Below are 22,314 nucleotides of genomic sequence, written 5' to 3'. Positions count from 1 at the left end.
ATGCACCAATCCGCCGACGTTATTGTCTGGACCAGTCCTGCTTGCTAAGGTCCGAGCGATGACGACCACCGGCACCCCCTCCGATCGACGGGAATCCCCGAGTCGCCACTGGTCGGCGGCACCGCCCGACGTGGCCGTCGGATGGCGGCTGGACCGGCTGACCGCGCCCAGCCGCCTGTTCGGGGCCAATGGACTGCGCACCGGGCCCGACGGCCGCGTCTACGTCGCCCAGGTCACCGGCAGCCAGATCAGCGCGCTCGACGTCACGACGGGCACCATCGAGACCATCAGCGCCAAGGGCGGCGACATCGTGGCACCCGACGACGTCGCGTTCGACTCCCGCGGCAACCTCGTCGCCACCGAGGTGATGGACGGTCGGGTCAGCCTGCGCGACACCTCCGGCGTCACCCGCGTCCTGCGCGATGACGTGCCGTCGGCGAACGGCATCACGTTCCATCAGGACCGGCTGTTCATCGGCGAGTGCCGCGAGGGCGGTCGTCTGATGGAGTTCGACCTCGCCGGCGGCCCACCGCGCATCCTGCTGGAGGACGTGCCGTCGCCGAACGCGATGGAGGTCGGACCGGACGGCCTGCTCTACTTCCCGGTGATGGGCGCCAACGAGATCTGGCGCATCGACCCGTTCGCCGACGGCGCCCGGCCGCAGACCGTGGCGAGCGGCCTCGGCGTCCCCGACTCGGTGAAGTTCGACGCCGACGGCTTCATCGTCTCGACACAGGTCGCCAGCGGGCAGGTCCTGCGCATCGATCCGCGCTCCGGAGATCAGACCGTCCTGGCCCAGCTCTCCCCCGGCCTGGACAACTGCACCCTGGTGGACGGCAGGCTGTTCGTCTCGAACTTCACCGGCGAGATCACCGAGGTCCTCGGCGGCGGCGACACCCGCACGACGCTGCCCGGCGGGCTGAACTGGCCGCTGGACCTCGCCGTCGGCGGTGACGGCCGGGTCTACGTGGCCGACGGCACCTACTTCTACGCCGTCGAGCCGGACGGTTCGCTCCAGACGGTGGGCATGCTGTTCTCCCCGGGCTATCCCGGCTTCCTACGCGGCCTGGTGCCGTCGGGTCCCGGGGAGTTCGTGGTCACCACCTCCGGCGGTCAGATCGGGCGCTACCGGCCCGCCGGCGACGAGACCGAGTTCCTGGCAGACGGTTTCGACCAGCTGTACGGGGTCGCCCTGCGCGGTGACGACGTCCTGGCGGTCGAGCAGGGCACCGGCCGACTGCTGTCGGTCGACGGCTCGGGCGCGGTCGACGTGCTGGCCTCCGGTTTGACCGAGCCGGTCGGCGTCGTCGTCACCGCGACGGGGGACGTGCTGGTCGGCGAGACCGGACGGGTCGTGGCGGTCACCGCATCCGGCACCGAGACCGTCGTCGACGGACTGGTCCGCCCGCACGGCCTACTCGCGGCGGGTCGCACGCTCTACGTCGTCGACGCCGGCCAGAAGGCGGTCATCGCCGTCGATCTCGAGACCGGCGACCGCACGACGATCGCCGCGGGGCTGCCGATCGGAGCACCTCCCGGCGTCGACCCCAAGCCGCTCAAGGGCATGCCCCCGTTCTCCGGCCCGCAGGGCCCGTTCGCCGGGATCGCCGCGGGACCCGATGGCACGCTGTACGTCTCGGCCGACGGCGAGGGCAGCGTGTTGACGCTGCGCCGCACGTGAGCACCGACGTCGGCACCTCCGCCGACCACCGCTACCTGCAGGTGGCGCGCGCGCTGCGCAAGGACATCGTCGACGGGGTGTACCCGGTCGGCACGCAACTGCCCACCGAGCACGAACTCTGCGAGCGCTTCGAGGTCAGCCGATACACCGTGCGCGAGGCGCTGCGCCGGCTGCGGGACGACAACCTGGTGTCGTCGCGACCGCGCGCAGGCACGATGGTGGTGGCCCGTGCCGCATCCAATTCCTATGCGCAAGAGGTCATGTCGATCAACGACCTGCTGGCGTTCGCCGCCGGTGCGCGGTTCGACATCGAGTCCAACGCGATGGTGACGCTCGACGACGAGCTCGCCGCCCACACCGGCCTGCCCGTCGGCACGCAGTGGCTCGCGGTGTGCGGGACGCGCCAGTCCGAGGACGGCGACGTGCCGGTCTGCCGCACGGAGTACTACGTCCACCGCTCGTTCGCCGCGGTGGGCAGGCTGCTGCAGCGCCACACCGGCCCGATCTTCCCGCTCATCGAGGACCTCTTCGGCGTCAGCGTCGTCGAGGTGCACCAGGAGATCGCAGCCGTGACGGCCTCCGCCCGGTTGGCCGAGCAGTTGCGGGTCGACGTGGACACCGCCGCACTCGAGATGCGCCGTACCTACACGACGTCGGACGGCGAGATCGCCCAGGTGACGGTCAACACGCACCCGTCGTCGCGGTTCCGGTATTCGATGACCATGCGCCGCGTGAAGGGCTGAGGACCGACCATGGGCACCACTCGCAAGACCAAGGACGGACGGTCCATCCGCTGGGACGAGACGCGCGCCGAGCAGGCCAGGGACGCGGGCCTCTGGGTGACGACCACCCTGGGCGACGCCCTGCGCGAGGCGGTCCGCGAGACGCCCGACCGGGTGGTGCTCGTCGACGGCGACGTCCGGCTCACCTGCGCGGACCTCCACCGGCGCGCGAGCGCCCTCGCCGTCGCCATGGTCGGCCGGATGCCGACGGGCAGTGTCGTGTCGTTCATGCTGCCGAACTGGTCCGAGGCCGCCGTGGTCTACCTCGGGGCCACCTTGGCCGGCATGGTGGTCAACCCGATCCTGCCGTCGCTGCGCGACCACGAGTTGCGCTTCATCCTCGGCGACGCCGACACCCGGATGATCTTCGTGCCGGAGACGTTCCGCGGGTACGACTACGCGGCGATGCTGACCCGAGTGGTGGATGAGATCGACACGCCGCCGGTGGTCGTCGTGGTGCGGGGCGACGCCGGGCCGCACGTCTCCTACGACTCGCTGCTGACCGCCGACGCCGCCGATCCCGCCGTCCCGGTCGATCCCGACGCGGTGCGGATGATCATGTACACGTCGGGCACCACCGGACGTCCGAAGGGCGTTCTGCACACGCACAATTCGATTCATGCGCTGATCTCGCAGATCCGCGAGCACTGGCTCGTCGAGCCCGGCAGCCGCTTCCTGGTGCCGTCGCCGATCGCCCACATCGGCGGGTCGATCTACGCGTTCGAGTGCCCGCTGCTCGTGGGTGCCACGGCGGTGCTCATGCAGCAGTGGGACCCCGACGCCGCGGTCGCGCTGATGCTGGAGCACGGGTGTACGCACATGGCGGGCGCCACGCCGTTCCTCGAGCAGCTGCTCGCCGCCGCCGAGCGCGCGGACACCCGGCTGCCCGATCTCGCGGTGTTCATCTGCGGGGGCGCCTCGGTGCCGCCGTCGCTGATCCGCAGGGCGACGTCGTACTTCGACCGGGCGAGGGTGTCGCGCGTGTACGGCTCCACCGAGGTGCCCGTGACCACCGTCGGCGCGCTCACCGACCCCGACGCCGCCGCTGGTACCGACGGCCGGCCGGGCATCGCCGACGTGTGGCTGGTGGCCCGCGATCCCGGCGGGATGGGCGGCCAGACCGGCGAGATCTGCGTCCGCGGTCCCCAGATGCTGGTCGGTTACCTGCATCCCGAGGACGAGGCCGACGCGTTCGACGCCGACGGGTACTTCCGCACCGGCGACATCGGCCGGTGGGCCGACGACGCACTGGTGGTCACCGGCCGCGCCAAGGACCTGATCATCCGCAACGGCGAGAACATCTCGCCCAAGGAGGTCGAGGACGTCCTGATCGGCCACCTCGGCATCGCCGAGGTCGCGGTGGTCGGGATGCCCCACGAGCGCACCGGCGAGCAGGCATGCGCGGTGATCGTGCCCGTGGGCAGCGCCGCACCCTGCGTCGAGGACCTCGGCGCCTTCCTGCTGCAGCAGGGGCTCGCGCGGTTCAAGGTCCCCGAGCGGGTGGCGATCTGGGAATCGCTGCCGAAGAACGACGCGGGCAAGGTTCTGAAGCACCGGATACGGGCCGCACTCGGTGGCACGCCGACGGATGGGGAGAGCGAAGTCCAGTGAGTGACACACAGGTCGCCATCGTGACCGGGGCCAGCAGCGGGATCGGCTTCGGGACCGCCGTCAAGCTCGCCGAGGCGGGCATGGCGGTGGTGGGCACCGGCCGTGACGAGGCCCGGTTGGCCGAGTGGTCGGCGGCGGCACGCGAGGCGGGTGCCGATCCGGACCTCGTCACGACCGTGGCCGTCGACCTCACCGCCGACGACGGACCCGCGCGCGTCGTCGACGCCGCCGTCGAACGCTGGGGGCGGATCGACTTCCTGGTCAACAACGCGGGCGTCGGCAGCCCGAAACCGTTGCACGAGACCGACGACGAGTCGCTAGACCAGTTCCTCGGCATCATGCTGCGCGCACCGTTCCGGCTGGCGCGCGACGTCATCCCGCACATGCGCGACGGGTCCGGCATCGTCAACGTCACGTCCACGTTCGCGGTCGTCGGCGGTCTGCGCGGCGGCGCGTACTCGGCCGCCAAGGGCGGCCTGACGGCGCTCTCGTCGCACATCGCCTGCCAGTACGGACCGCAGGGGATCCGGTGCAACGCCGTCGCACCCGGCGTGACGGTCACCCCGATGGTGGAGCACCGTCTCACCGACGAGCGGTTCCGCAAGATCAACACCGAGATGACGCCGTTCCCGCGACTGGGCCGCATCGAGGACATCGCGAGCACCATCGCCTTCCTGTGCTCTCCCGGAGCCGGTTTCATCAACGGCCAGACGATCGTCGTGGACGGCGGCTGGAGTTCGACGAAGTACCTGTCCGACTTCGCCCTGTCGTCGGAATGGGTGGCTCGTTGAACCTGTTCGGCGTCCTCGACCAGACCGCCGCTCGGTACGGCGACCGCGGCGCGGTATTCGTCGGCACCCGGCAGGTGCACACGTGGGCCGAGTTGCGCGATCGCGCACTGCGTCTCGCGGCGTCGCTGCGGGCCGATCTGCCCGCGGGATCGCGGATCGCCGTGGCCAGCGAGAACCGTCCGGAGATCGTGGAGCTGATGTTCGCGGCGTGGGCCGCCGAGTGCGTCGTCGTCCCGATCAACTTCAAGCTGCACGCGCTGGAGATGGCGGACATCCTCGAGGACGCCGGCGCGGCGATCGTGTTCGCGTCGCCGAAGATCGCCGCGTCCCTCGCGCCGGCCACCGGCGTCACCGTGGAGGTGGTCGACGGTGCGGCGTACCGCGGACGGTTGGCCGTCGGACCGCTCGCACCGCCGCGTCACACCGACCCCGCCGAACTGGCCTGGCTGTTCTACACCAGCGGCACCACCGGGCGCTCCAAGGGCGCGATGCTCTCGCACCGCAACCTGCTGGCGATGACGGTGTCGCACCTCGCCGACTTCGACGACCCCGACGCCGATTGCAGCCTGGTCCACGGCGCGCCCATGTCGCACGGCTCCGGTCTCTACATCGCGCCGTACGTCCTGCGCGGCGCACGGCAGGTGGTCCCCGAGTCGGCGGCCTTCGAGCCCGACGAGTTCCTCGACCTCTGCGAGCGGCACCCGGGCGCCAGCAGCTTCCTCGCGCCGACCATGGTGGCGCGTCTGGTCGCTACGGGCCGGGCGTGCCCGGCAAACCTGCGGACGATCGTCTACGGCGGCGGCCCGATGTACGTCGACAGCCTCAAGAAGGCGATGGCCGCGTTCGGCCCGGCCTTCGTCCAGCTGTACGGCCAGGGCGAGGCGCCGATGACCATCACCGGTCTGCGGCGCGCCGACCACGTCGACGCCGACGACGCGACGCTCGGCTCCGTCGGGTATGCGCGCTCCGGGGTGGACGTCGCCGTGGTCGACGACGACGGCTCGCCCGTCGGCGTGGGCGAGATCGGCGAGATCGTCTGTCGCGGGGACGTCGTCATGTCCGGCTACTGGAACAACCCCGATGCGACGGCGGCGACGCTGCGCGGCGGGTGGCTGCGCACCGGCGACATGGGTTCGTTCGACGATCGCGGCTACCTGACACTGCGGGACCGCTCGAAGGACGTGGTGATCAGCGGCGGCAGCAACATCTATCCGCGTGAGGTCGAGGAGGTGCTCATCACCCACCCCGGCGTCGCGGAGGCGTGCGTCGTCGGCGCCCCCGACGAGGACTGGGGCGAGGTGGTGGTGGCGTTCATCGTGGGCGACGTCGAGCCCGCGGACCTCGACGCCCACCTGCTGGCGCGGATCGCCCGCTTCAAGCGGCCCAAGCGCTACGAGTTCGTCGACGAGCTGCCGAAGAACAGTTACGGAAAGATTCTCAAGCGGGCCCTGCGGGAGCAGCTCGCCGGTCGGTAACAATGGCCTCGTGCAGATCGAGGGCAGTGTCACCGTCATCACCGGCGCAGGCTCCGGCATCGGCCGGGCGCTGGCCCGCGAGTTCGCCGCCGCGGGCGCCTCGGTGGTCGTCGGCGACCTCTCGGCGGACGGTGCCGCCGCCACCGTCGAGGCCATCACCACCGACGGCGGCGCGGCCGTGGCGGTGGTGGCGGATGCCGCCGCCACCGACGGCATCGCCCAGCTGATCGACGCGGCGCGCGACGCCTTCGGACCGGTCGACGCCTACGTCGCCAATGCCGGCATCATCGGCGCCTCCGGTCTCGGTGACGACGAGTCCGACTGGGATCTGATCCTCGACGTCAACCTGCGCGCGCACATCCGCGCGGCGAAGGCACTCGTCCCGGAGTGGGAGGCCCGGGGCAGCGGGTACTTCGTCGGCGTCGCGTCGGCGGCAGGGCTGCTCACCCAGGTCGGCGCGGCCGGGTACTCGGTGACCAAGCACGCCGCCGTCGGCTTCGCCGAGTGGCTCTCGATCACGTATGGCGACAAGGGAATCGGCGTGTCGTGCGTGTGCCCGATGGGTGTCGAGACGCCGTTGCTGTCTGGCATCACCGACTCCGCCGACCCGCAGGCCCGGATGGCCGCCGCGGCGGTGCGCAACGCCGGCGAGGTGATGGGCCCCGAGCGCGTCGCGGAGTTGACCGTGGCGGCGGTCCGCGACGGGACGTTCCTGGTGCTGCCGCATCCGGCGGTGCTCGACATGTACCGCCAGAAGGGCGCCGACTACGACCGCTGGCTGTCCGGGATGCGGCGCTACCAGGCGGGCCTCGGGGGCTGACCCTGCGCCGAGTGTGGGCGTTCTGAATGCACCCGCCGAGAACGCCGTCGCACGACCCACACACTCGGCGCGCACGGGTCGAGGACGTCGGGGATCAGCCCGGCATGCCGGTCTGTGCGGTGTTGCGGGGCGGGCCGTCGATGGCGCCGAACAGCGCCTGTTTGAGTCCGTCGGAGTTGAGCAGCACGCCCTGGTTGCCGTAGCTCCACGGGTTGGCGCCGACGTCGGCGACCAGGAACGGCGGCCGCTTGTTGTTCGGCACGATGGGCAGCATCTGGTCCTTGCAGGACGGCCCACTCTTCGCCGCCACCTTGGGCAGGTCCTGCGGGTAGCGGTACCGCTCGACCCCGAGCGTGAAGCCTGCCGTGATGTCGACGCCGGGCTTCGGAGCCGGCACGGTCCTGGCGAACGGAGCGAGGCCCTGGATGCCGCAGCGCAGGTTCTCCTGGTATTGGCTCGCCGTCGACAGCGTCGGCACCAGCATCCGCAGCAGATCGGTCAGCGGCTGGCGGCTCTCCCCCACGACGTCGTTGCCCACGTCGGCCAAACCGATGGCGCTCAACAGGAATCCGTCGAGGTTCTGCTCCTGATCGACCACCGTCTCGCTGATCCGGGTGGTGCTGTCGAGCACGTTCAGCAGCTCGGGCGCGGTGTCGGCGTAGCCGCTGATCGCCACCGGCACCACCTCGAGATCTCGGTTGATGTTGCCCAGGCTGGGATTGAGCTCGTCGAGCAACTGGGAGAAGTCGCTGACTGTCTGGCCCAGTTTCTCGCCGCGGCCCTTCAGCGCCCCCGACAGCGCACCCAGGGTCTCGTTGAGCTTCACCGGATCGACGGCCTTCAGCACCGACGTCAACTGCTGGAACAGGGTGTTGGTCTCCACCGTCACCCGCTGGGCGTCGAGCTGCTGGCCCTTCACCAACGGCGTCGACGACGGGGCCGCCGGCGCCACCAGCTCCACCGACTTCGCCCCGAACACCGTCGAGGACGAGATGTCCACGGTCACGTTGCCCGGAATGTCGCTCAGCTGTTCGGGATCCATCGCCAGGTGCAGGACCGCCGTGCCGTCGGACCGGGTCTCGATCGACTCCACCTGACCGACCTGCACGCCCCGCATCTTCACCTTCGCCTCGGGGTTCATCACCAGACCGGCGCGGTCGGCGACCACCGTCACCGGAACCGTCGTCCCGAAGCCACCTCGAAACAGTCCGATCGCGACCGCCACCACGGTCACCAACGCCAGCACCGTTGCCAGACCGGCGAGCGGCCGGATCACGCAGCCCCCCAGTAGAAGCCGAGAAGGAGGGCGAAGATCGCGACGGTCCAGGTGCCCGTGCACGCCTGCAACCATCGCGGCGCCGATCGCACCTCCATGAAATGCCAGATCACCAGATGCGCCTTGACCGCGGCGATCGCCAACACGACGACGGTGAGCACGGGGTTGACCACGTGCTCGGACCCGCCGCCTCGAGCGGTCAGCCACGATGCGGCGGTGATCACCACGAGCACCGCCCACACGATCGTCGGCCGACAGCGGACGTAGGTGGACACCGAGATCACCTCATCACGTAGAGGAGCGCGAACAGGACGAGCCACAGGACGTCGACCATGTGCCAGTACGTGGCCGCCGTCTCGACGAAGGAGGTCTTCGGGGTGGCCGACGTCCGCAGGTGCCGGACGACGAAGGAGAGGATGACGAGGCCCAGGAGCACGTGGCACAGGTGCAGGCCCGTCATCACGAAGTAGAACGTGAAGAACAGATTCGTACCCGGGGTCACACCGGCGACGATCTCCGGGACGTATTCGAACGCCTTGAGCATCGGGAAGGCGGCGCCACACGCCAGAGCGGCGACGACGAGACGCAAGGCATCTGCGGTCCTGCCGGCGCGAACGGCCGTCACGCCGAGGGCGACCAGGAGCGAGCTGGTGAGCAGCACGAGCGTGTTGACCACCCCGATGTCGAGGTTCAGCCGTGCCTGACTCCGAAGGAAGAGGTCGGTGTCCTGTCCGCGGTAGTACACGTACGCCACGAAGTAGACGCCGAAGATGATCAGGTCGCCGATGACGAAGAACCACATGCTCGTCTCACCGGGGACGTGGTCACGGATGCCGGCCCGTCGATCCGCCCGAACGTCCTCGGTGGCAGCGTCCGCCGCGAGCCCGGTCACGGTCGCACCGCCGATCCTTCGACGGGCCGATGGTTCTCGAGTTCGTCGTCGGGCTGGTTCCTGATGGACCGGAAGATGCAGACGTAGACGATCACCTGCCACGATCCATAGAGCGCGATCGCGAACCAGAAGGTCAGCAGCCCGTCCCAGGCGAACGGGCCCGTCTTCGAGATCCAGACGGGTGCGGCCATGAGTTCGGTGACGTACTGCCAGACGGTGTAGTAGCCAAGCCATTTCGGCAGGACGCCGTTGTCGTCGAGGATGATGGCGAGCCCGAAGGCCATCCACATCACGCAGAAGCACCCGAGCGAGCCGATGAACGCCAGATACCCGAAGTCGTAGAGCATCGCGAGCGTCGAGGCGCTGTATCCGGGCCGGAATGCGCCGAGGCCGAAACAGAACATCGGGAACAACATGCCCACGATCGCGCCGGTGATGGCGCCGACCATGATCGAGTACCGAAGAACGGGGCTCACCGACATCCGTTTGACGTGAATGAGATAGACGGCGTTCGACAGCGGCGCCAAGCCGAAGGTGAGCACGAGGAGCGCGCACGCGATCAGGAGGTCGCGCGAGTGCATGAAGTCGAGGATCTGCCAGGAGGAGGCGTTCGGCGACCGCGGCGGCATCATCCCACTCAACGGAATGAACACGATTCCGAAGACGGTGAAGAAGAACGGAACCGTCCAGAAGGCGATCCACTGATCGAGTTTGCGGTTCCTGCGTGTCGGCTCGGGATCCGCGGCCGATGGGGCCGTGACGAGGCCCTCGCTCACGCCAGGGCCGCCGGCTCGTCGCCCTGGCGGTCGACCACGCGCAGGAGCACCAGGAAGGTCACCACCAGATAGCTCGCCAGCACGACCATCCGCAGGGTGAAGGACACGCCGCCGTCCCACGCGAGGGGCCCGGAAGTGACCAGGATCGAGAAGGCGCTCGGAATCAGCAGGACGGCGGTGACTACGTTGAAGTGCGCATACCAGCGCGGAAAGACGGGATCCGGCCGCTCGTCGAGGTAGGCGCTGACGGCGAGGCACAGGTTCTGCACGACGATGGTGCCGACCGGAGCGACGAAGAAGAACCAGGCCATGTCATTGAGCAGACTGATGAGTTCCGGATCTCGATCGGGCCTGAACGCGGCGACACCCCAGCAGTAGTCGGCGAGGATGAACGCGGTGGTGCCGACACCGACGCACATGACGTAGGCGTAGGTGAAGACGCTGCTCGACGTGCGGATGCGGGACATCTGCACCGCCGCGACGGCGAACAAGGGGACCAGCGATCCGGCCAGCAGGTTGGCCAGGACGACCACGCCCAGGATTCCCGTGTTGTGCTCCGCGAAGAACGCTGCGACCTCGACCGGGGTCATACTCGGCGACAGCGGCGGTGTGAACACCGGGAACACGACGTAGCCGAGGGCCAACAGCGCCATGGCGGGCGGCGCGGTCCACAGCAGGATCCGCTGCCCCCTGGTGCGCATCGGCGTCGACCGGTCCTGCTGGGTCACCCCCATCTGCCGCCTCCCTCTCGTGGTCGCCATCGCGCCGTCGTCGACGCCGTCTAGGTCTAACACTTTCACTGACAGATGACAATGAATCGGCCAACCAGTCTCTGGCGGAGCACGCGGGATTGCTTGAAACGAGTCTGTGGAACCAAGTTCGGAGTCGTCATGCAGCAGGTGATGCGGCGCGTCGCTGCTCACTCGATGACATCTGACAGCCGAATCGGCAGATGAGGCACAATGAGACGGTGCGAGAGAAAGCCCAGGGACGGGAGGCGCAGCGGCTTCGTACCCGCGCCCGCGTCCTGGACGCGGCGGTCGTGGAGTTCCAGCGGACCGGATCCCATTCGGCCGACATCAATGCGATCGTCGAGGCGGCGGGCGTCTCCCGCAGCACCTTCTACTTCCACTTCCCGACGAAGGAGCACGTGCTCCTGGAACTGCTGCGGATCGACGAGGCCCGGCTCGCGGCGGAACTCAGCGGCTTCCTCGATCGTCGCCGTGACCTGCCGGCCGTGCTGCACGAGATCGTCACGCTCGTCCTCGCACTCGAGGAGCGCTGGGGTGCAACGCTGTTTCGCGACGTCGTCGGACTCTTCCTCTCCCCCAACCGGCCCGAAGAGGAGCAGTGGGCCCAACATCCGACGTTCGTGCTCCTGGCCGCGGAGATCGAACGTGCGCGGCACCGCGGCGAACTCTATGACGACGTCGACTGCTACGAGGGCGCGGCGTTCTTCCTCGTCGGCCTCTACGCCCTGCTCACCTCGTATCGGGACATCGGCCCGGAACGAGAATCACTCCTGCGGAAGTTCGTCGCGAGCACCGTGCGCAGCTTGCACCCGCCGAGCAGCGGTGCACGCTAGCGCCGTCGCACCGACAACCGGAAACCCCTGGGCATCATGGTGAGTCGCTCGGTGATGGCCAACTCGTAGTCCGGATCGGCGATCAAGTCATACCGGCGCACCAGGCTCCCGAGGACGAGGACGGCCTCGTGCAACGCGAATTGCCGTCCTATGCACGATCGTGCGCCCGTACCGAACGGCTTGTACAGCCCGGCGGGACGGGCGCGCACCTGGTCGGGCGCGAACCTGTCCGGATCGAACCGGTCCGGGTCGGCGCCCCAGCGCGGGTCGCGGTGCAGAGTGGAGGTCAGTGCCAGCGCCCAGTCCCCTCGGCGCATCGGGTAGACCCCGGCGAGCATCGTGTCCTCGCGCGCCGCGCGGTAGTACCCCGGCACGGTGGGCTGCAGCCGCAGCGACTCGTCCAAGACGCGGCGCACGTAGCGGAGTTTGGCCACCTGCTCGAACTGCGGTTCGGCCGTACCCCACACCTCGTCGACCTCCGCGCGGGCGCGGGCGAACGCCTCGGGTTCGCGCGACAGGTGGTACAGCGCGAAAGACAGTGCACCCGAGGTGGTTTCGTGGCCCGCCACCAGGAAGTTGATCAGCTGGTAGCGGACGTTGGCGACGTCGAGGTCGGAGTCGAGCATGAGGTCGAGCAGGTCGTCGGGAGCCTCGCGGCCACGGGCCCGGTCGGCGCGCCGGGCGGCGATGACGTCGTCGGCGACGGCTGCCATGGCCTCGGCGTGCTTACGTACCCGGCGCTCGACCAGGTCGGCCAGCGCTGCCGGCAGGAAGCTCGCGCGCAGGGCGCCGAGGCGGTCCGCGCCCTTGAGACCCGCGACCATGTGGGTCACGAAGGGATGCGTCGTCGACGTCGACGCGTCGTCCAGCACGCCGAACGAATAGCCCGCCGCACACCTCCCGATCGTCTCCAGTGTCACGTTGGTGGTGTCGACCGATACGTCGACGCTGGTGCTCGCGTCCCACCGCGCGATCATCCGGCCGGTGATCTCGACCATGGTCGCGTGGTAGCGCCGCATGGCCGCCTGACTGAACGCCGGCATCAGAAGGTCATGCGCAGCTTGCCAATTGGGCTCGTGGTTGTACGCCGTGAACAGACCGTCACCGCCGATGACCCGCAGCGCCTCCATGTCGGGTCCGAGGTGCTTGCAGAACCGTGCCTCGTCGTTGAGGTCCATGACGTAGTCGGCGCCGGCGGCGACCACGTAGCGCGAGCCGAGCACCCGCATCTCGTAGAGCGGGCCCAGTTCTGCCGCGAGTGCGGCGGCCGACTGGGACGGGGTGTCCATGTCGAAGGCCAGGACGTCGCCGAGGATGGGCACCCTGCGCCGCGGATGGGGCAGCTTCGACGTCCGGCGTGGGGCCGCCGTGGAGTCGGTCAGCGTCGTCATGTGACCAGGATCCGCCGCTATTACACATGTGTCAACTAGCGCGGCCCAGCGGTGATCACTCGATCGGCGGCGCACCGGTCGCCGCGAGCGACGACTCCCATAGTCGAGCCGCCGATTCGGGATCAGTGGCGTAGGCACGGACACCGCCCTCGTCGACCGGCACGGAGGGCTCGGCGACCATGGCGATGTCGCAGTCCTCCAGATAGCGACCGCCGTGTCCGTCGAGCAGATCCGACGTGGCAGCCCACAGCCCGGTGGCGGCGCCCTGGGCAGTGCGCTTGAAGTCGGCCCCGACCACGGTGCCCTGCTCGTCGACCCACCCGCGCTCGACTTGCTCGCGGCGGGACATCTCGCGTTGGAGGCCGGTGATGATCTTGCCGGGGTGCAGGGAGAAGGCCCGGACACCACTGGTCGCTCCGAGGACGTCGAGGTGCACCGCGAACAACGCGTTGGCGGTCTTGGCCTGACCGTAGGCCAGCCACTTGTCGTAGCCGGTACGGAAGTGCGGATCATGCCAGCGGATGTCGGACAGCGCATGTCCCGCTGACGAATTGACCACCACACGTGCACCGCCCGCCGCGGCGAGGAGCGGATACAGCTCGCACACCAGCGCGAAGTGGCCGAGGTGATTGACCGCGAACTGCCACTCCCAGCCAGGGTCGACACGGCGCTCCGGAGTCGCCATCACCCCGGCGATCGCCATGACGAGGTCCAGCGTGCCGCCGACGTCCTTGATCTGCGCAACCGCTGCCCTGACGCTGCCGAGGTTCGCGAGGTCCATGCCGATGACGTCGCAACCATCGACGTGCCGCAGGGCGAAGCGCGCGACGTCGGGGCGGCGGGCCGGCACGATGACCCGTGCGCCCGCGGCCACGAGACTGCGGGTCGTCTCCAGACCGAGTCCGGAGTACCCGCCCGTCACCACCGCCGTGGCGCCGGCGAGGTCGACGTCGGCCATCACCTCGTCGGCGGTGCTGGTGGCGGAGAACCGTGGATCCAGTGGTGTCCGATTGCTGATCATGGCGGTGACGGTAGGACCTAGAGCGAGGTCTAGATCAAGTCGACAGAATGGTCACCATGACTGATGACTCGGGTGCCGGTGGCATCGGCATCGGCGCCGTCGCAGCGCAGACGGGACTGAGTGTGCATGCGCTGCGGTTCTACGAGCGCGAGGGGCTCCTGGTCGGACCGGTACGACGGACCGCGGGTGGCCGACGGCAATACACCCCGGTCGACGTCGAGTGGTTGTCGATCTGCGTGAAGCTCCGGGAGTCGGCGATGCCGCTGGCGGATCTCAAGCGGTTCGCCGAACTGGTGCGTGAGGGTCCGGGCAACGAACCCGAGAGGCTCGAACTCCTCGACGTGCACCGGCGGCGCGTGGAGACTCGGATTCAGGCTCTGCAGGAGTGTCACTCGGTGATTTCGTGGAAGGTCGGCGTGTACTCCGAGCACGTGACGCGCGGAGCCGCCGGCGGTCTGTGGGATCCGACGGGCTGACCGTCACCGGCCCCGGGCCGTCGACGGTCAGTGCCGCTGTTCCCGCACCGGGGGCGCCTGACCCGCCGGCGGTGGGCCCGGGAACCACTCCTCGGGCTCGGGCCACACGAATCCCGGTGGGATCGAATACGTCTCGAACGTCGTGCCGGTGGCGGACTCGGTGTCGAAGAACGCGAACGCGTTGGCGTCCATGAACCGACCCGACTGCACCAGCGGGAAGCCCCGGCGCTCGAAGTCGCCCGTCCGCTGGGCCCATGGCACCTCGTCGCAGTCGAAGGCGACGTGCTGGATTCCCTCGCCACGGGTGTCGAGGAACTCCTGGAAGATCGAGGGGCCGTACAGCGGTTGCATGATCTCGACGGCCAGGTCGCCGACGTCGGCGAAGCAGACCTTGATGGCGTAGTCCGCGTCCTCGCCCCGGTAGGTGCGTCCGGTGACGGTGGCCGAGTCGAACGTGTACACCCGCCACGGTCCGATTCCGAGTCGCACCAGGCCCTCCATCGTCCGACGGTGGTCGGCGGTGACGAAGCAGATCTCGATCAGCTTGCCGAGAAAGCCGTTGGACAGCGTGGTGGCGCTGAACACCGTGGGCAGGGAGGTTTCGTCGTTCACGACCGTGCCGCCCGTCGGGTCAGCAGGAAGTACAGGCCACCGGCGACCAGACTGCCGGAGAGCCAAGAGAAGTCGGTGTTGCCGAGCGCCCGCGCCAGCGGACCCTGCATGGCGGGCACCAGTCCGTACTGCCACGACCAGGCGGCGAGCAGACCCGCTGCCAGACTGACCAATCCGTGGACGTTGAACGCACGCCCGGGCGCCGCCCCGCCGCCCGGATACAGCGTGGCGACGTCGAGCGCGCCGCGCCGAACCGCGAAGTAGTCGACGAGCACGATCGCCGCCCACGGGCTGATCCACACCAGGATCGACACCATCCACTGGTCGAAGGCGTGGGCGAAGCTGTCGGCGTTCACGAAGACGGACAGCACACCCGCCGCCACCAGGCCCGCGACCGCGGTCACCTTCCAGCGGGCCGCCCGCACGCCGATCGACAGCGCGGCCAGCGAGCAGGAGTACAGGTTCAGGATGTTGGTGGCGATCGGACCGTGCACCAGGAGCAGCAGCACCGGGACCGCCATGACGCCGAAGGTGCTCACCACCAGGGTCGACGGGTCACTACCCGCTCCTGCGCTGGCGAGACACGCCCCCAGGGCGGCGAGCCAGACCGTCGGGACGTACATGCCCAGCGACGACGACCAGAACACCGCCCGGGTGGACGCGGTGACCCGGACGAACCGGCTGTAGTCCGACGCGTAGGGAATCCACGTCAGACCCCAGCCGATGCCGATGGCCGTCAGGAGCTGGGTTACCGCCGTCACCTTGTCGCTGCCGTCCATCGGGACCCCGGTCAGGGTCCAGTTCACGTCGGTGGTCGCGATGGCCGTCACGGTCATGACCGCCATCACCACGACGGTCGCCGGCACGGTGTACTTCTCGAAACTCCGGATGGCGTAGAACCCGTAGAGGGCCAGGCCGAGCTGAATCGCCATGATGCCGCCGGCGACCGCGACCTCCAGCCACACGCCGCCCGTCACGCCGAGTTCCGCCAGCATCGCGAGTGCGAGGTCGAGGACCACCCAGGTGTTGACCCCCACCCAGCCCACCGTCAGGGCGAGCTGTACGACACCCGGCACGATGGCGCCCTTGGTCCCGAACGGCGCACGGCCCAGGACCATCTGGTTGACGGCCGTGCGATGGCCGATGACGTTGAAGACGCCGAACACGGCGCACCCCACGAGGTTGCCGAACACCACCACCAGCAGCGTCTCCGTCAGGCTGAGGCCCAGGGTGATGCCGAGCGCCCCCAGCACCCAGTTGATGGGGGCGATGTTGGCACCCGCCCAGATCCAGAACAACTCCCACGGCGAACAGTCGCGACTGTCGTCGGGGATCGGATCGATCCCGTGGGCGTCGAAGGGCACCGCGGCATCGGCGGTCGGGGCGTTCGTGATCGGTACGTCGAGCGGACTGGTCGACATCGTGTGCTCCTGTCGTTGCGGGCATCCTGATCGAAACACCGGCGGAGCCACTCGGTGAATGGAGAAACGTCCACCATCGCCGTCGTTGACTGGATGATGAGACACGTGCTCACGCTTCGCGCCCTGCTCGACGACGCCACGCTGGAACTCGACCTCCTGGTGCCGGGCGCGCCGGGCGACACCGATCGGGAGGTGTTGTGGCTGCACAACACGGAACTGCCCGACCCCTCGCCCTACATCCGCGTCACCGAACTGGTGCTCACCAACGGATTGTGGCGCGACGCCGCCGATGCCACCGGGTTCGTGACGGCGTTGCAGCGCGCACGCGCCTCCGGCCTCGTGTTCGGACTCACCGACACGACGCCGACCGTTCCCGGCGACCTCGTCGACGCCTGCACCGCGGCAGGGCTCCCGCTGGCATCGGTGTCGATCGCCGTGCCCTTCACGGCGATCACCGAGGCGGCGTCCCGCATCCAGGGCGCCGCTCGCCACGAGGCGCTCGCCGGCCTGGTGCGTCGCGGGAATGCGCTGGCGACGGCGATCTCGCGAGGCGGAGGCGCCCAGGGCGTGCTCGACGTGCTCCGCCGCGACCACGACCTGCCGCTGGTGGTGGTGGACAGGACGGGTCGACGGTTGGCGGGCGCTCCCCCGTCCGGCGACTTCGACCACTCTGCGGCCACGGCTCTCGCGCGCAGGCCACCGCCGCTCGAAGTCGACCTGCCCGACGGTGGCCGGGCGTCGGTGTTCCTGGTCGAAGGGGCGATGGGCGAGGTGGACGCCGGGGTCTTCTGCCTGCGACCTCTGGAAGACCTCACCCCCGAGGAGCAGGCTGCGATCGACCAGGCGGCGCGGTTCCTCAGTCTGGAGGTCACCAAACAGCAGGCGCTGCAGGCGATCGAGTCGCGGTTCTCCAGCGAGCTACTGGAGATGATCCTGTCGGGCGCGGCCCGGGCCGGCGAGGTCCAGGACCGGTTGCGGGCGTTCGGCATCGATCCGGCCGCCCAGCTCGCTGTGATCACCCTCGTCGTCGGCGACGGTCCACGACGACCCGCCGGATCGACCGACGAGGTCGAGGACTTCTTCACTCGTCGAGGCGTCCCGGCAGTGGTCGTGGCGGGCAGCCAGGACACCGTCGTCGTCCTGCCGTGGCGTGGCGACGTCCCCGCGGTCGTGGCCCTCGCCGAGGAACTCGTGACCACCATGGCCACCCGCTTCCCCGACGACCGAGCGGTGGCCGGGATCGGTTCCCTGGCAGCCGACTTCGCGGCGCTGCGGGAGCCGCTGATCGGGTCGCGGGAGGTGTGCCAGGTGCTGCGACGGCGCAGCGCCGGTGCACGGGTGGGTACGTCCGCCGACGTCGGAACGCACCGGATGCTGCTCGGTTTGCACGACCGAACGGTGTTGCGCCGCTTCGCCGATGACGTCCTGCGGCCGCTGCGCGGCCACGACGAGCAGCACGGGACGGAACTCGAACGCACGTTGCGGACGTTCCTCGGCAACGACGGTCAGTGGTCGACCACGGCGGGTGCGCTCTACGTCCACGTGAATACGTTGCGCAACCGCGTCGCCAAGATCGGCGAACTCACCGGCCGGGACGTCAATCGCCTCGAGGACCGCGTCGACCTCTTTCTCGCGCTGGAGGCCGACGCCCTGAGCTGAGGATCACCGCGGGTACACCTCCTCCGACACCGGGGGCGGGGTGAGGGTCCTGGGCGCGATCTCGGGGTCGGCGCACACGGCGTCGGCGACGTCGCGACACCGCTCGAAGGTGACGTCGCCCGACTCCAGCGCGTACTCGATCAGCCCCCGCAGCGCCAGGAGCCGTCCCGGCCGGCCCGACAGGAACGGGTGCACGCACAGGTTGAACAGACATCGATAGCGGCGCATGCCGTCGAGTTCGGCCCGCCACGTCTCCGCCACCTTGACCGGCGACTCGATCACCGAACCCACGTGCGGCTCGGGCAGATAGGCGTACTGCTCCCAGTCGTCGAGCGACCAGTGGACCGGCAGCTCGACCACCGGCTCCGAGGCGGTGGTGATGCGGTAGGGACGGTCGTCGCCCATCAGCGACGAGTCGTAGGCGAGCCCGTACTCGGCGATCAGGTCCGGGGTCTGCCAGCTCGCACCCCAGAGCGCCGCGCGGTGGCCGCGGATCTCGATGCGCTGATGGGCGAAGACGTCGAGTGCCCGTTCGAAGTCGGTGCGCTCCTCGGCCGCCGACATCGTGACGGGTGATCGATGCGCGTACGAGTGGTGTGCCACCTCGTGCCCGCGGTCGACGATCGACGCCGCCAGGCCGACCCGGTGTTCGGCGACCCAGCCGGGGATGAAGAAGGTGGCGGGCACACCCAGGTCGTCGAGCATGTCCAGGATGCGCGGCACTCCCACGTCGGGGCCGTAGGACTGGTGCGACATCGTCATCATGTGATCCGCGTAGCGGCCGCCCGCAGCGAGAATCGGCGTCTCGGCGTCCACGTCGAAGGTCAACGTCGCGACGGCGGCGGCGCCGCCGTGCCACGGTGCGGTCACCGGCGTGCTCTCGGATGTCATCGGACGCTGCGCGCGGTCGACCACGAGCGTGTGTTGGCGATGGTGGCCATCGGCTGGATCATCGCGTGGTCGAAGGGGGTCAGCTCGGTACCCGAGGCGAGCCGCTCGGGCAGGTCCGGATTGGCGAGCGCGCCGCGTGCGACGGACAGCAGGTCGGCGTGCCCGCCGTCGAGGACGTCGGCCGCCTGCCGCGGGTCGTGCATCCCACCGTTGGCCATCACCGGTACGCCGCCGACCTCCCGGGCCAGCGCCGTGATGGTGCGGCCGTCCGACAGGCGCGCGGTGTCGATGAAGTCGCGACCCTCGCTGGCGACGTGCAGGTAGTCGACGCCGGCTCGAGCGAGCGCGGCGAAGACGACCTCGGCGTCGGCGGCGCCGCCCGGCCAGCGGTAGGCGAAGTCGTTGACCTTGGTCTGCGACGACCGCACCCCGATCGGCACGTCGGCGCCGACGCGATCGCGGATGGCGGCGACGACCTCCGCCGTCAGCCGGATGCGGTCGGCCACGTCACCGCCGTGGGCGTCGACGCGGTGATTGGTGTAGACGGTGAGGAACTGGTCCAGCAGGTAGCCGTTGGCGGCGTGGACTTCCACGCCGTCGAAGCCCGCGGCGACGGCCCGTGCGGCGGCGTCGGCGAAACCGGCGGTGACGCTGCGGATGTCGTCGTCATCCATGGCCCGTGGGGTGGGCCAGTGATCGTGGCCGCCGTATTCACCGAGCGGCCGTCCGAGCGGTGGTATTGCCGACGGTGCGATGGTTCCGACGCCGTAGGAGTTGCCCTGGGACAGCGCGCCGGCGTGCATCAGCTGGGCGATGAGCGGCACGCCGTGGGCGTGCACGGCATCGGTGACGGCGCGCCACGCCTCGACGTGCGCCTCGGTCGCCAGGCCGGGCTGGTTCGGGTAGCCCTGACTGTGCGTGGTGTCGGTGTAGATGCCCTCGGTGATGATCATGCCGAATCCACCGCGCGCGAATTCGGCGTAGTAGTCGGCCATCTCGGCGGTCGCCATGCCGTCCGGCGTCGCCGAGACACGGGTCATCGGGGCGACGGCCAACCGGTTTCGCAGCGCCAGGGCGCCGATGCGGTGGGGACTCAGGGCGGGGTGTGCGTACTGCATGGTGTTCTCCTGGTGGGGTTGCTAGGTACGGGGTGCGAGGAGTTCGACGGCGAGGGAGGTGGGTCGGTCGCCGTTGATGGGGTTGAGGTCCATCGGGCAGGCCGAGACGGCGACCACGCAGTCCATGTCTGCGGAGAAGGTCACTGCGTCGCCGGGTCGGCTCGGCGCGGGGAGCCAACTCAACCGGCCGTCATCGCTGACCGGGATGTTCATGAAGACGTTGACCGGTTGCGGGACGACCTGCGCGGCCATGCCCATTCGCGCCAGGGCGATTCGCAGGTTGTCCGCGCACGAGGCGTGGCCGGCCGCCCCGAGCGCGTCGTAGCGGGCGGGGTCGCAGGCGGCGATGAGCATGTCGTGCGCGCCCGGTGATGTGTCGGCGGCCAGGGTGAGGATCGGCCGCCGTCGGTTGGTCAGGAAGGGCTCCCCGATGTGCGGGAACAGTCTCTCCACCGAGGTTCGGGTGTGCGCGGCGGACAGGTACTCGTCGGGGTCGGTCGCCGCGAACGCGAACAGGTCGCCGACCTGGCCGCCCTCGAGGTCCACCAACCGGAATCGGTGACCCGCGGGGACGCGAAGTGCCAGGCCTCGGCCTGCGGGGATCACCGTGGTCGTGGTGTCGTGCGTCAACTCCATGTCCACAGTCAACGCCGCGGCCGCGTCGACTGATCATGTCGTTTCGCTCAGTGGTCACGGCGTCGGGATGTGCGATCCTCCATGGCCCGCACGGGTCCAGGTGAATAGCCTCGGTGCGATGAAGGCGCTCGACGGCACGGCCCGCGATGCGTGCGAACGTGCCCTCGCCCGCACCGCGGACACCGCGGCGCGGGCGACGATGATCACCGTCACCGACGAGCGGGCCCGGCGGGAAGCCGACCACAGTGACCGCCGACGGCGTGACGATTCACTGTTCGGTCCGCTCGACGGCGTTACGGTCGCGTGGAAGGACCTGTTCGACGTCTCGGACACGGTCACCACGTGCGGCTCGGCCTCGCTCGCCGACCGTCCACCCGCCCGGGCCGACGACACGTTGGTGCGACGGTGCGCTGCGCTCGGCATGGTGACCGTAGGCAAGACGAACCTCAGCGAGTTCGCGTTCTCGGGGCTCGGACTCAACCGGCACTTCGGCACGCCGGTCAACCCCGTCGATCCTGCCCGGGTGCCGGGCGGCTCCTCGTCGGGATCGGCCGTCGCCGTCGCGACCGGCATCGCGTCCTTCGCACTCGGGACCGACACCTCCGGATCGGTGCGCGTGCCCGCCGCGTTCAGTGGCTGCGTGGGGTATCGCGCCAGCCATCACCGATACGGGCGCAACGACTTCCGTGCGCTGTCGCCGACCCTCGACAGCGTCGGCCTGCTCGCGCGGTCGGTGGAGGACGTACGGTTGCTGGACCGGCTACTGGCCGAATCCGGCGGTGCGGCAGTCCCGGCCGTTCGTCGAGCCGTCGTTCCGTCGGGCGAATGGCTCGAGGACTGCACCCCTGGGATACGGGCATCGTTCGAGGCCGCCGTCGACGCGCTCCGCGTCGAGGGCGTCGAGATCGGCGTCCGACGCATCGATGCGATGGAGCGCGCGCAACACCTGATGGACGTCCACGGCACCATCGTCGGCGCCGAGGCGTACGCGGCTTACGGCGCGCTGCCGCTGGGTTCGGACGTCGAGCCCGCGACCGTCCGGCGTCTGGCGAGCAACGCCGACGCGCCACGGGCCGTCGCTCCGGTGCGCACCGCCATGGGCGCGCTGCGGGAGCACTTCGCCGCCGAGTTGGCCGGGGCCGTACTGCTGTGCCCGACTGTTCGTCACGAGCCACCACGCATCGACGACCTTCGGAGTGACGCGGCCTATGACGCGATCAACGCCAGCACGCTGCGTACCACGATGGTGTTGAGTTACCTGGGCGCCTGCGGGGTCTCACTTCCGATGCCGGGAGGCGGCGGGATGCTGGTGTCGGCGCCGGAGGGCGACGACGAGGCGGTGCTGGCGTTCGCCGCGGTGACCGAGCGGCTCACCACGTAAGCGGGAACTCGCGAATCGC

At 69.6% G+C, this 22,314-nt stretch carries 22 protein-coding genes; 10 read left to right on the top strand and 12 right to left on the bottom strand.

Annotated elements, in window-relative coordinates:
• Positions 1 to 58: 58 nt before the first annotated feature.
• From AC1MEY_RS02130 to AC1MEY_RS02105, 6 genes are read left to right on the top strand one after another with little or no spacing between them, the layout of a single operon-like run.
• On the top strand, positions 59 to 1,681 hold the full coding sequence (locus tag AC1MEY_RS02130; RefSeq protein ID WP_480229105.1) for an SMP-30/gluconolactonase/LRE family protein: 1,623 nt from the start codon (positions 59 to 61) through the stop codon (positions 1,679 to 1,681).
• A complete protein-coding gene (locus AC1MEY_RS02125) occupies positions 1,678 to 2,424 on the top strand; it encodes a GntR family transcriptional regulator (protein ID WP_480229104.1) in 747 nt (248 codons plus the stop codon). The genes AC1MEY_RS02130 and AC1MEY_RS02125 overlap by 4 nt, the downstream gene beginning before the upstream one ends.
• 9 nt (positions 2,425 to 2,433) lie before the next feature.
• On the top strand, positions 2,434 to 4,074 hold the full coding sequence (locus AC1MEY_RS02120) for an AMP-binding protein (RefSeq protein ID WP_480229103.1): 1,641 nt from the start codon (positions 2,434 to 2,436) through the stop codon (positions 4,072 to 4,074).
• The gene (locus tag AC1MEY_RS02115) at positions 4,071 to 4,865 is read left to right on the top strand and encodes an SDR family NAD(P)-dependent oxidoreductase (RefSeq protein ID WP_480229102.1); all 795 of its coding nucleotides are present in this window, start codon (positions 4,071 to 4,073) and stop codon (positions 4,863 to 4,865) included. Before AC1MEY_RS02120 ends, AC1MEY_RS02115 begins: the two co-directional genes overlap by 4 nt.
• Positions 4,862 to 6,340, top strand: coding sequence for an AMP-binding protein (locus tag AC1MEY_RS02110; RefSeq protein ID WP_480231259.1), 1,479 nt, complete (start codon positions 4,862 to 4,864; stop codon positions 6,338 to 6,340). The genes AC1MEY_RS02115 and AC1MEY_RS02110 overlap by 4 nt, the downstream gene beginning before the upstream one ends.
• Before the next feature lie 10 nt (positions 6,341 to 6,350).
• Positions 6,351 to 7,160, top strand: a complete 810-nt coding sequence (locus tag AC1MEY_RS02105; RefSeq protein ID WP_480229101.1) for an SDR family oxidoreductase — start codon at positions 6,351 to 6,353, stop codon at positions 7,158 to 7,160.
• A gap of 94 nt (positions 7,161 to 7,254) precedes the next feature.
• Here AC1MEY_RS02105 and AC1MEY_RS02100 read toward each other — a convergent pair whose 3' ends face one another.
• The 5 genes from AC1MEY_RS02100 to AC1MEY_RS02080 are packed head-to-tail and all read right to left on the bottom strand — an operon-like array spanning position 7,255 to position 10,838.
• Positions 7,255 to 8,511, bottom strand: coding sequence for an MCE family protein (locus AC1MEY_RS02100; RefSeq protein ID WP_480229100.1), 1,257 nt, complete (start codon positions 8,509 to 8,511; stop codon positions 7,255 to 7,257).
• A complete protein-coding gene (locus AC1MEY_RS02095) occupies positions 8,433 to 8,711 on the bottom strand; it encodes a cytochrome C oxidase subunit IV family protein (protein ID WP_480229099.1) in 279 nt (92 codons plus the stop codon). Before AC1MEY_RS02095 ends, AC1MEY_RS02100 begins: the two co-directional genes overlap by 79 nt.
• A gap of 5 nt (positions 8,712 to 8,716) precedes the next feature.
• Positions 8,717 to 9,328 carry a cytochrome c oxidase subunit 3 gene (locus AC1MEY_RS02090; RefSeq protein ID WP_480229098.1) on the bottom strand — a complete coding sequence of 204 codons (612 nt, stop codon included), beginning with the start codon at positions 9,326 to 9,328 and terminating at the stop codon, positions 8,717 to 8,719.
• A complete protein-coding gene (locus AC1MEY_RS02085; protein WP_480229097.1) occupies positions 9,325 to 10,104 on the bottom strand; it encodes a hypothetical protein in 780 nt (259 codons plus the stop codon). Before AC1MEY_RS02085 ends, AC1MEY_RS02090 begins: the two co-directional genes overlap by 4 nt.
• Positions 10,101 to 10,838 carry a hypothetical protein gene (locus AC1MEY_RS02080; RefSeq protein WP_480229096.1) on the bottom strand — a complete coding sequence of 246 codons (738 nt, stop codon included), beginning with the start codon at positions 10,836 to 10,838 and terminating at the stop codon, positions 10,101 to 10,103. Before AC1MEY_RS02080 ends, AC1MEY_RS02085 begins: the two co-directional genes overlap by 4 nt.
• 218 nt (positions 10,839 to 11,056) lie before the next feature.
• Here AC1MEY_RS02080 and AC1MEY_RS02075 point away from each other — a divergent pair, with 218 nt between their 5' ends.
• Positions 11,057 to 11,689, top strand: coding sequence for a TetR/AcrR family transcriptional regulator (locus AC1MEY_RS02075; protein ID WP_480229095.1), 633 nt, complete (start codon positions 11,057 to 11,059; stop codon positions 11,687 to 11,689).
• Here AC1MEY_RS02075 and AC1MEY_RS02070 read toward each other — a convergent pair.
• Together AC1MEY_RS02070 and AC1MEY_RS02065 are read right to left on the bottom strand one after the other, a co-directional pair.
• Positions 11,686 to 13,080, bottom strand: coding sequence for a cytochrome P450 (locus AC1MEY_RS02070; protein ID WP_480229094.1), 1,395 nt, complete (start codon positions 13,078 to 13,080; stop codon positions 11,686 to 11,688). The genes AC1MEY_RS02075 and AC1MEY_RS02070 overlap by 4 nt on opposite strands.
• A 55-nt stretch (positions 13,081 to 13,135) precedes the next feature.
• Positions 13,136 to 14,101, bottom strand: coding sequence for an oxidoreductase (locus AC1MEY_RS02065; protein ID WP_480229093.1), 966 nt, complete (start codon positions 14,099 to 14,101; stop codon positions 13,136 to 13,138).
• Between the two features lie 56 nt (positions 14,102 to 14,157).
• On the opposite strand from AC1MEY_RS02065, the gene AC1MEY_RS02060 reads away from it, so the two are divergent.
• A complete protein-coding gene (locus AC1MEY_RS02060; protein WP_480229092.1) occupies positions 14,158 to 14,577 on the top strand; it encodes a MerR family transcriptional regulator in 420 nt (139 codons plus the stop codon).
• A gap of 27 nt (positions 14,578 to 14,604) precedes the next feature.
• Here the strand turns inward: AC1MEY_RS02060 and AC1MEY_RS02055 are convergent, their stop codons facing one another.
• Positions 14,605 to 15,189 carry a VOC family protein gene (locus AC1MEY_RS02055; RefSeq protein WP_480229091.1) on the bottom strand — a complete coding sequence of 195 codons (585 nt, stop codon included), beginning with the start codon at positions 15,187 to 15,189 and terminating at the stop codon, positions 14,605 to 14,607.
• Positions 15,186 to 16,610, bottom strand: a complete 1,425-nt coding sequence (locus AC1MEY_RS02050; protein ID WP_480229090.1) for a cytosine permease — start codon at positions 16,608 to 16,610, stop codon at positions 15,186 to 15,188. Before AC1MEY_RS02050 ends, AC1MEY_RS02055 begins: the two co-directional genes overlap by 4 nt.
• Positions 16,611 to 16,715: 105 nt before the next feature.
• Here AC1MEY_RS02050 and AC1MEY_RS02045 point away from each other — a divergent pair, with 105 nt between their 5' ends.
• Positions 16,716 to 18,269, top strand: a complete 1,554-nt coding sequence (locus AC1MEY_RS02045; protein WP_480229089.1) for a PucR family transcriptional regulator — start codon at positions 16,716 to 16,718, stop codon at positions 18,267 to 18,269.
• Between the two features lie 3 nt (positions 18,270 to 18,272).
• Here AC1MEY_RS02045 and AC1MEY_RS02040 read toward each other — a convergent pair whose 3' ends face one another.
• From AC1MEY_RS02040 to AC1MEY_RS02030, 3 genes are read right to left on the bottom strand one after another with little or no spacing between them, the layout of a single operon-like run.
• Positions 18,273 to 19,160, bottom strand: coding sequence for a polysaccharide deacetylase family protein (locus AC1MEY_RS02040; RefSeq protein ID WP_480229088.1), 888 nt, complete (start codon positions 19,158 to 19,160; stop codon positions 18,273 to 18,275).
• Complete coding sequence (locus AC1MEY_RS02035; RefSeq protein WP_480229087.1) at positions 19,157 to 20,278, bottom strand: oxidoreductase; 1,122 nt, start codon at positions 20,276 to 20,278, stop codon at positions 19,157 to 19,159. The genes AC1MEY_RS02040 and AC1MEY_RS02035 overlap by 4 nt, the downstream gene beginning before the upstream one ends.
• 21 nt (positions 20,279 to 20,299) lie before the next feature.
• On the bottom strand, positions 20,300 to 20,914 hold the full coding sequence (locus tag AC1MEY_RS02030) for a DUF1989 domain-containing protein (RefSeq protein WP_480229086.1): 615 nt from the start codon (positions 20,912 to 20,914) through the stop codon (positions 20,300 to 20,302).
• Between the two features lie 118 nt (positions 20,915 to 21,032).
• Between AC1MEY_RS02030 and AC1MEY_RS02025 the strand changes: the two genes are divergently transcribed.
• Complete coding sequence (locus tag AC1MEY_RS02025) at positions 21,033 to 22,295, top strand: amidase family protein (protein WP_480229085.1); 1,263 nt, start codon at positions 21,033 to 21,035, stop codon at positions 22,293 to 22,295.
• The last annotated feature ends 19 nt before the right edge of the window (positions 22,296 to 22,314 follow it).

Source organism: Mycobacterium sp. PTI7 (genome assembly GCF_056679845.1).
This window is presented reverse-complemented; position numbering and strand designations above follow the sequence as displayed.

Coding starts and splice junctions, on each gene's coding strand:
- AC1MEY_RS02035 (WP_480229087.1), bottom strand. CDS start 20,278: ATGCAGTACGCACACCCCGCCCTGAGTCCCCACCGCATCGGCGCCCTG.
- AC1MEY_RS02030 (WP_480229086.1), bottom strand. CDS start 20,914: ATGGAGTTGACGCACGACACCACGACCACGGTGATCCCCGCAGGCCGA.
- AC1MEY_RS02100 (WP_480229100.1), bottom strand. CDS start 8,511: ATGGTTGCAGGCGTGCACGGGCACCTGGACCGTCGCGATCTTCGCCCT.
- AC1MEY_RS02075 (WP_480229095.1), top strand. CDS start 11,057: ATGAGGCACAATGAGACGGTGCGAGAGAAAGCCCAGGGACGGGAGGCG.
- AC1MEY_RS02040 (WP_480229088.1), bottom strand. CDS start 19,160: ATGACATCCGAGAGCACGCCGGTGACCGCACCGTGGCACGGCGGCGCC.
- AC1MEY_RS02060 (WP_480229092.1), top strand. CDS start 14,158: ATGACTGATGACTCGGGTGCCGGTGGCATCGGCATCGGCGCCGTCGCA.
- AC1MEY_RS02065 (WP_480229093.1), bottom strand. CDS start 14,101: ATGATCAGCAATCGGACACCACTGGATCCACGGTTCTCCGCCACCAGC.
- AC1MEY_RS02070 (WP_480229094.1), bottom strand. CDS start 13,080: ATGACGACGCTGACCGACTCCACGGCGGCCCCACGCCGGACGTCGAAG.
- AC1MEY_RS02130 (WP_480229105.1), top strand. CDS start 59: ATGACGACCACCGGCACCCCCTCCGATCGACGGGAATCCCCGAGTCGC.
- AC1MEY_RS02080 (WP_480229096.1), bottom strand. CDS start 10,838: ATGGGGGTGACCCAGCAGGACCGGTCGACGCCGATGCGCACCAGGGGG.
- AC1MEY_RS02120 (WP_480229103.1), top strand. CDS start 2,434: ATGGGCACCACTCGCAAGACCAAGGACGGACGGTCCATCCGCTGGGAC.
- AC1MEY_RS02025 (WP_480229085.1), top strand. CDS start 21,033: ATGAAGGCGCTCGACGGCACGGCCCGCGATGCGTGCGAACGTGCCCTC.
- AC1MEY_RS02050 (WP_480229090.1), bottom strand. CDS start 16,610: ATGTCGACCAGTCCGCTCGACGTACCGATCACGAACGCCCCGACCGCC.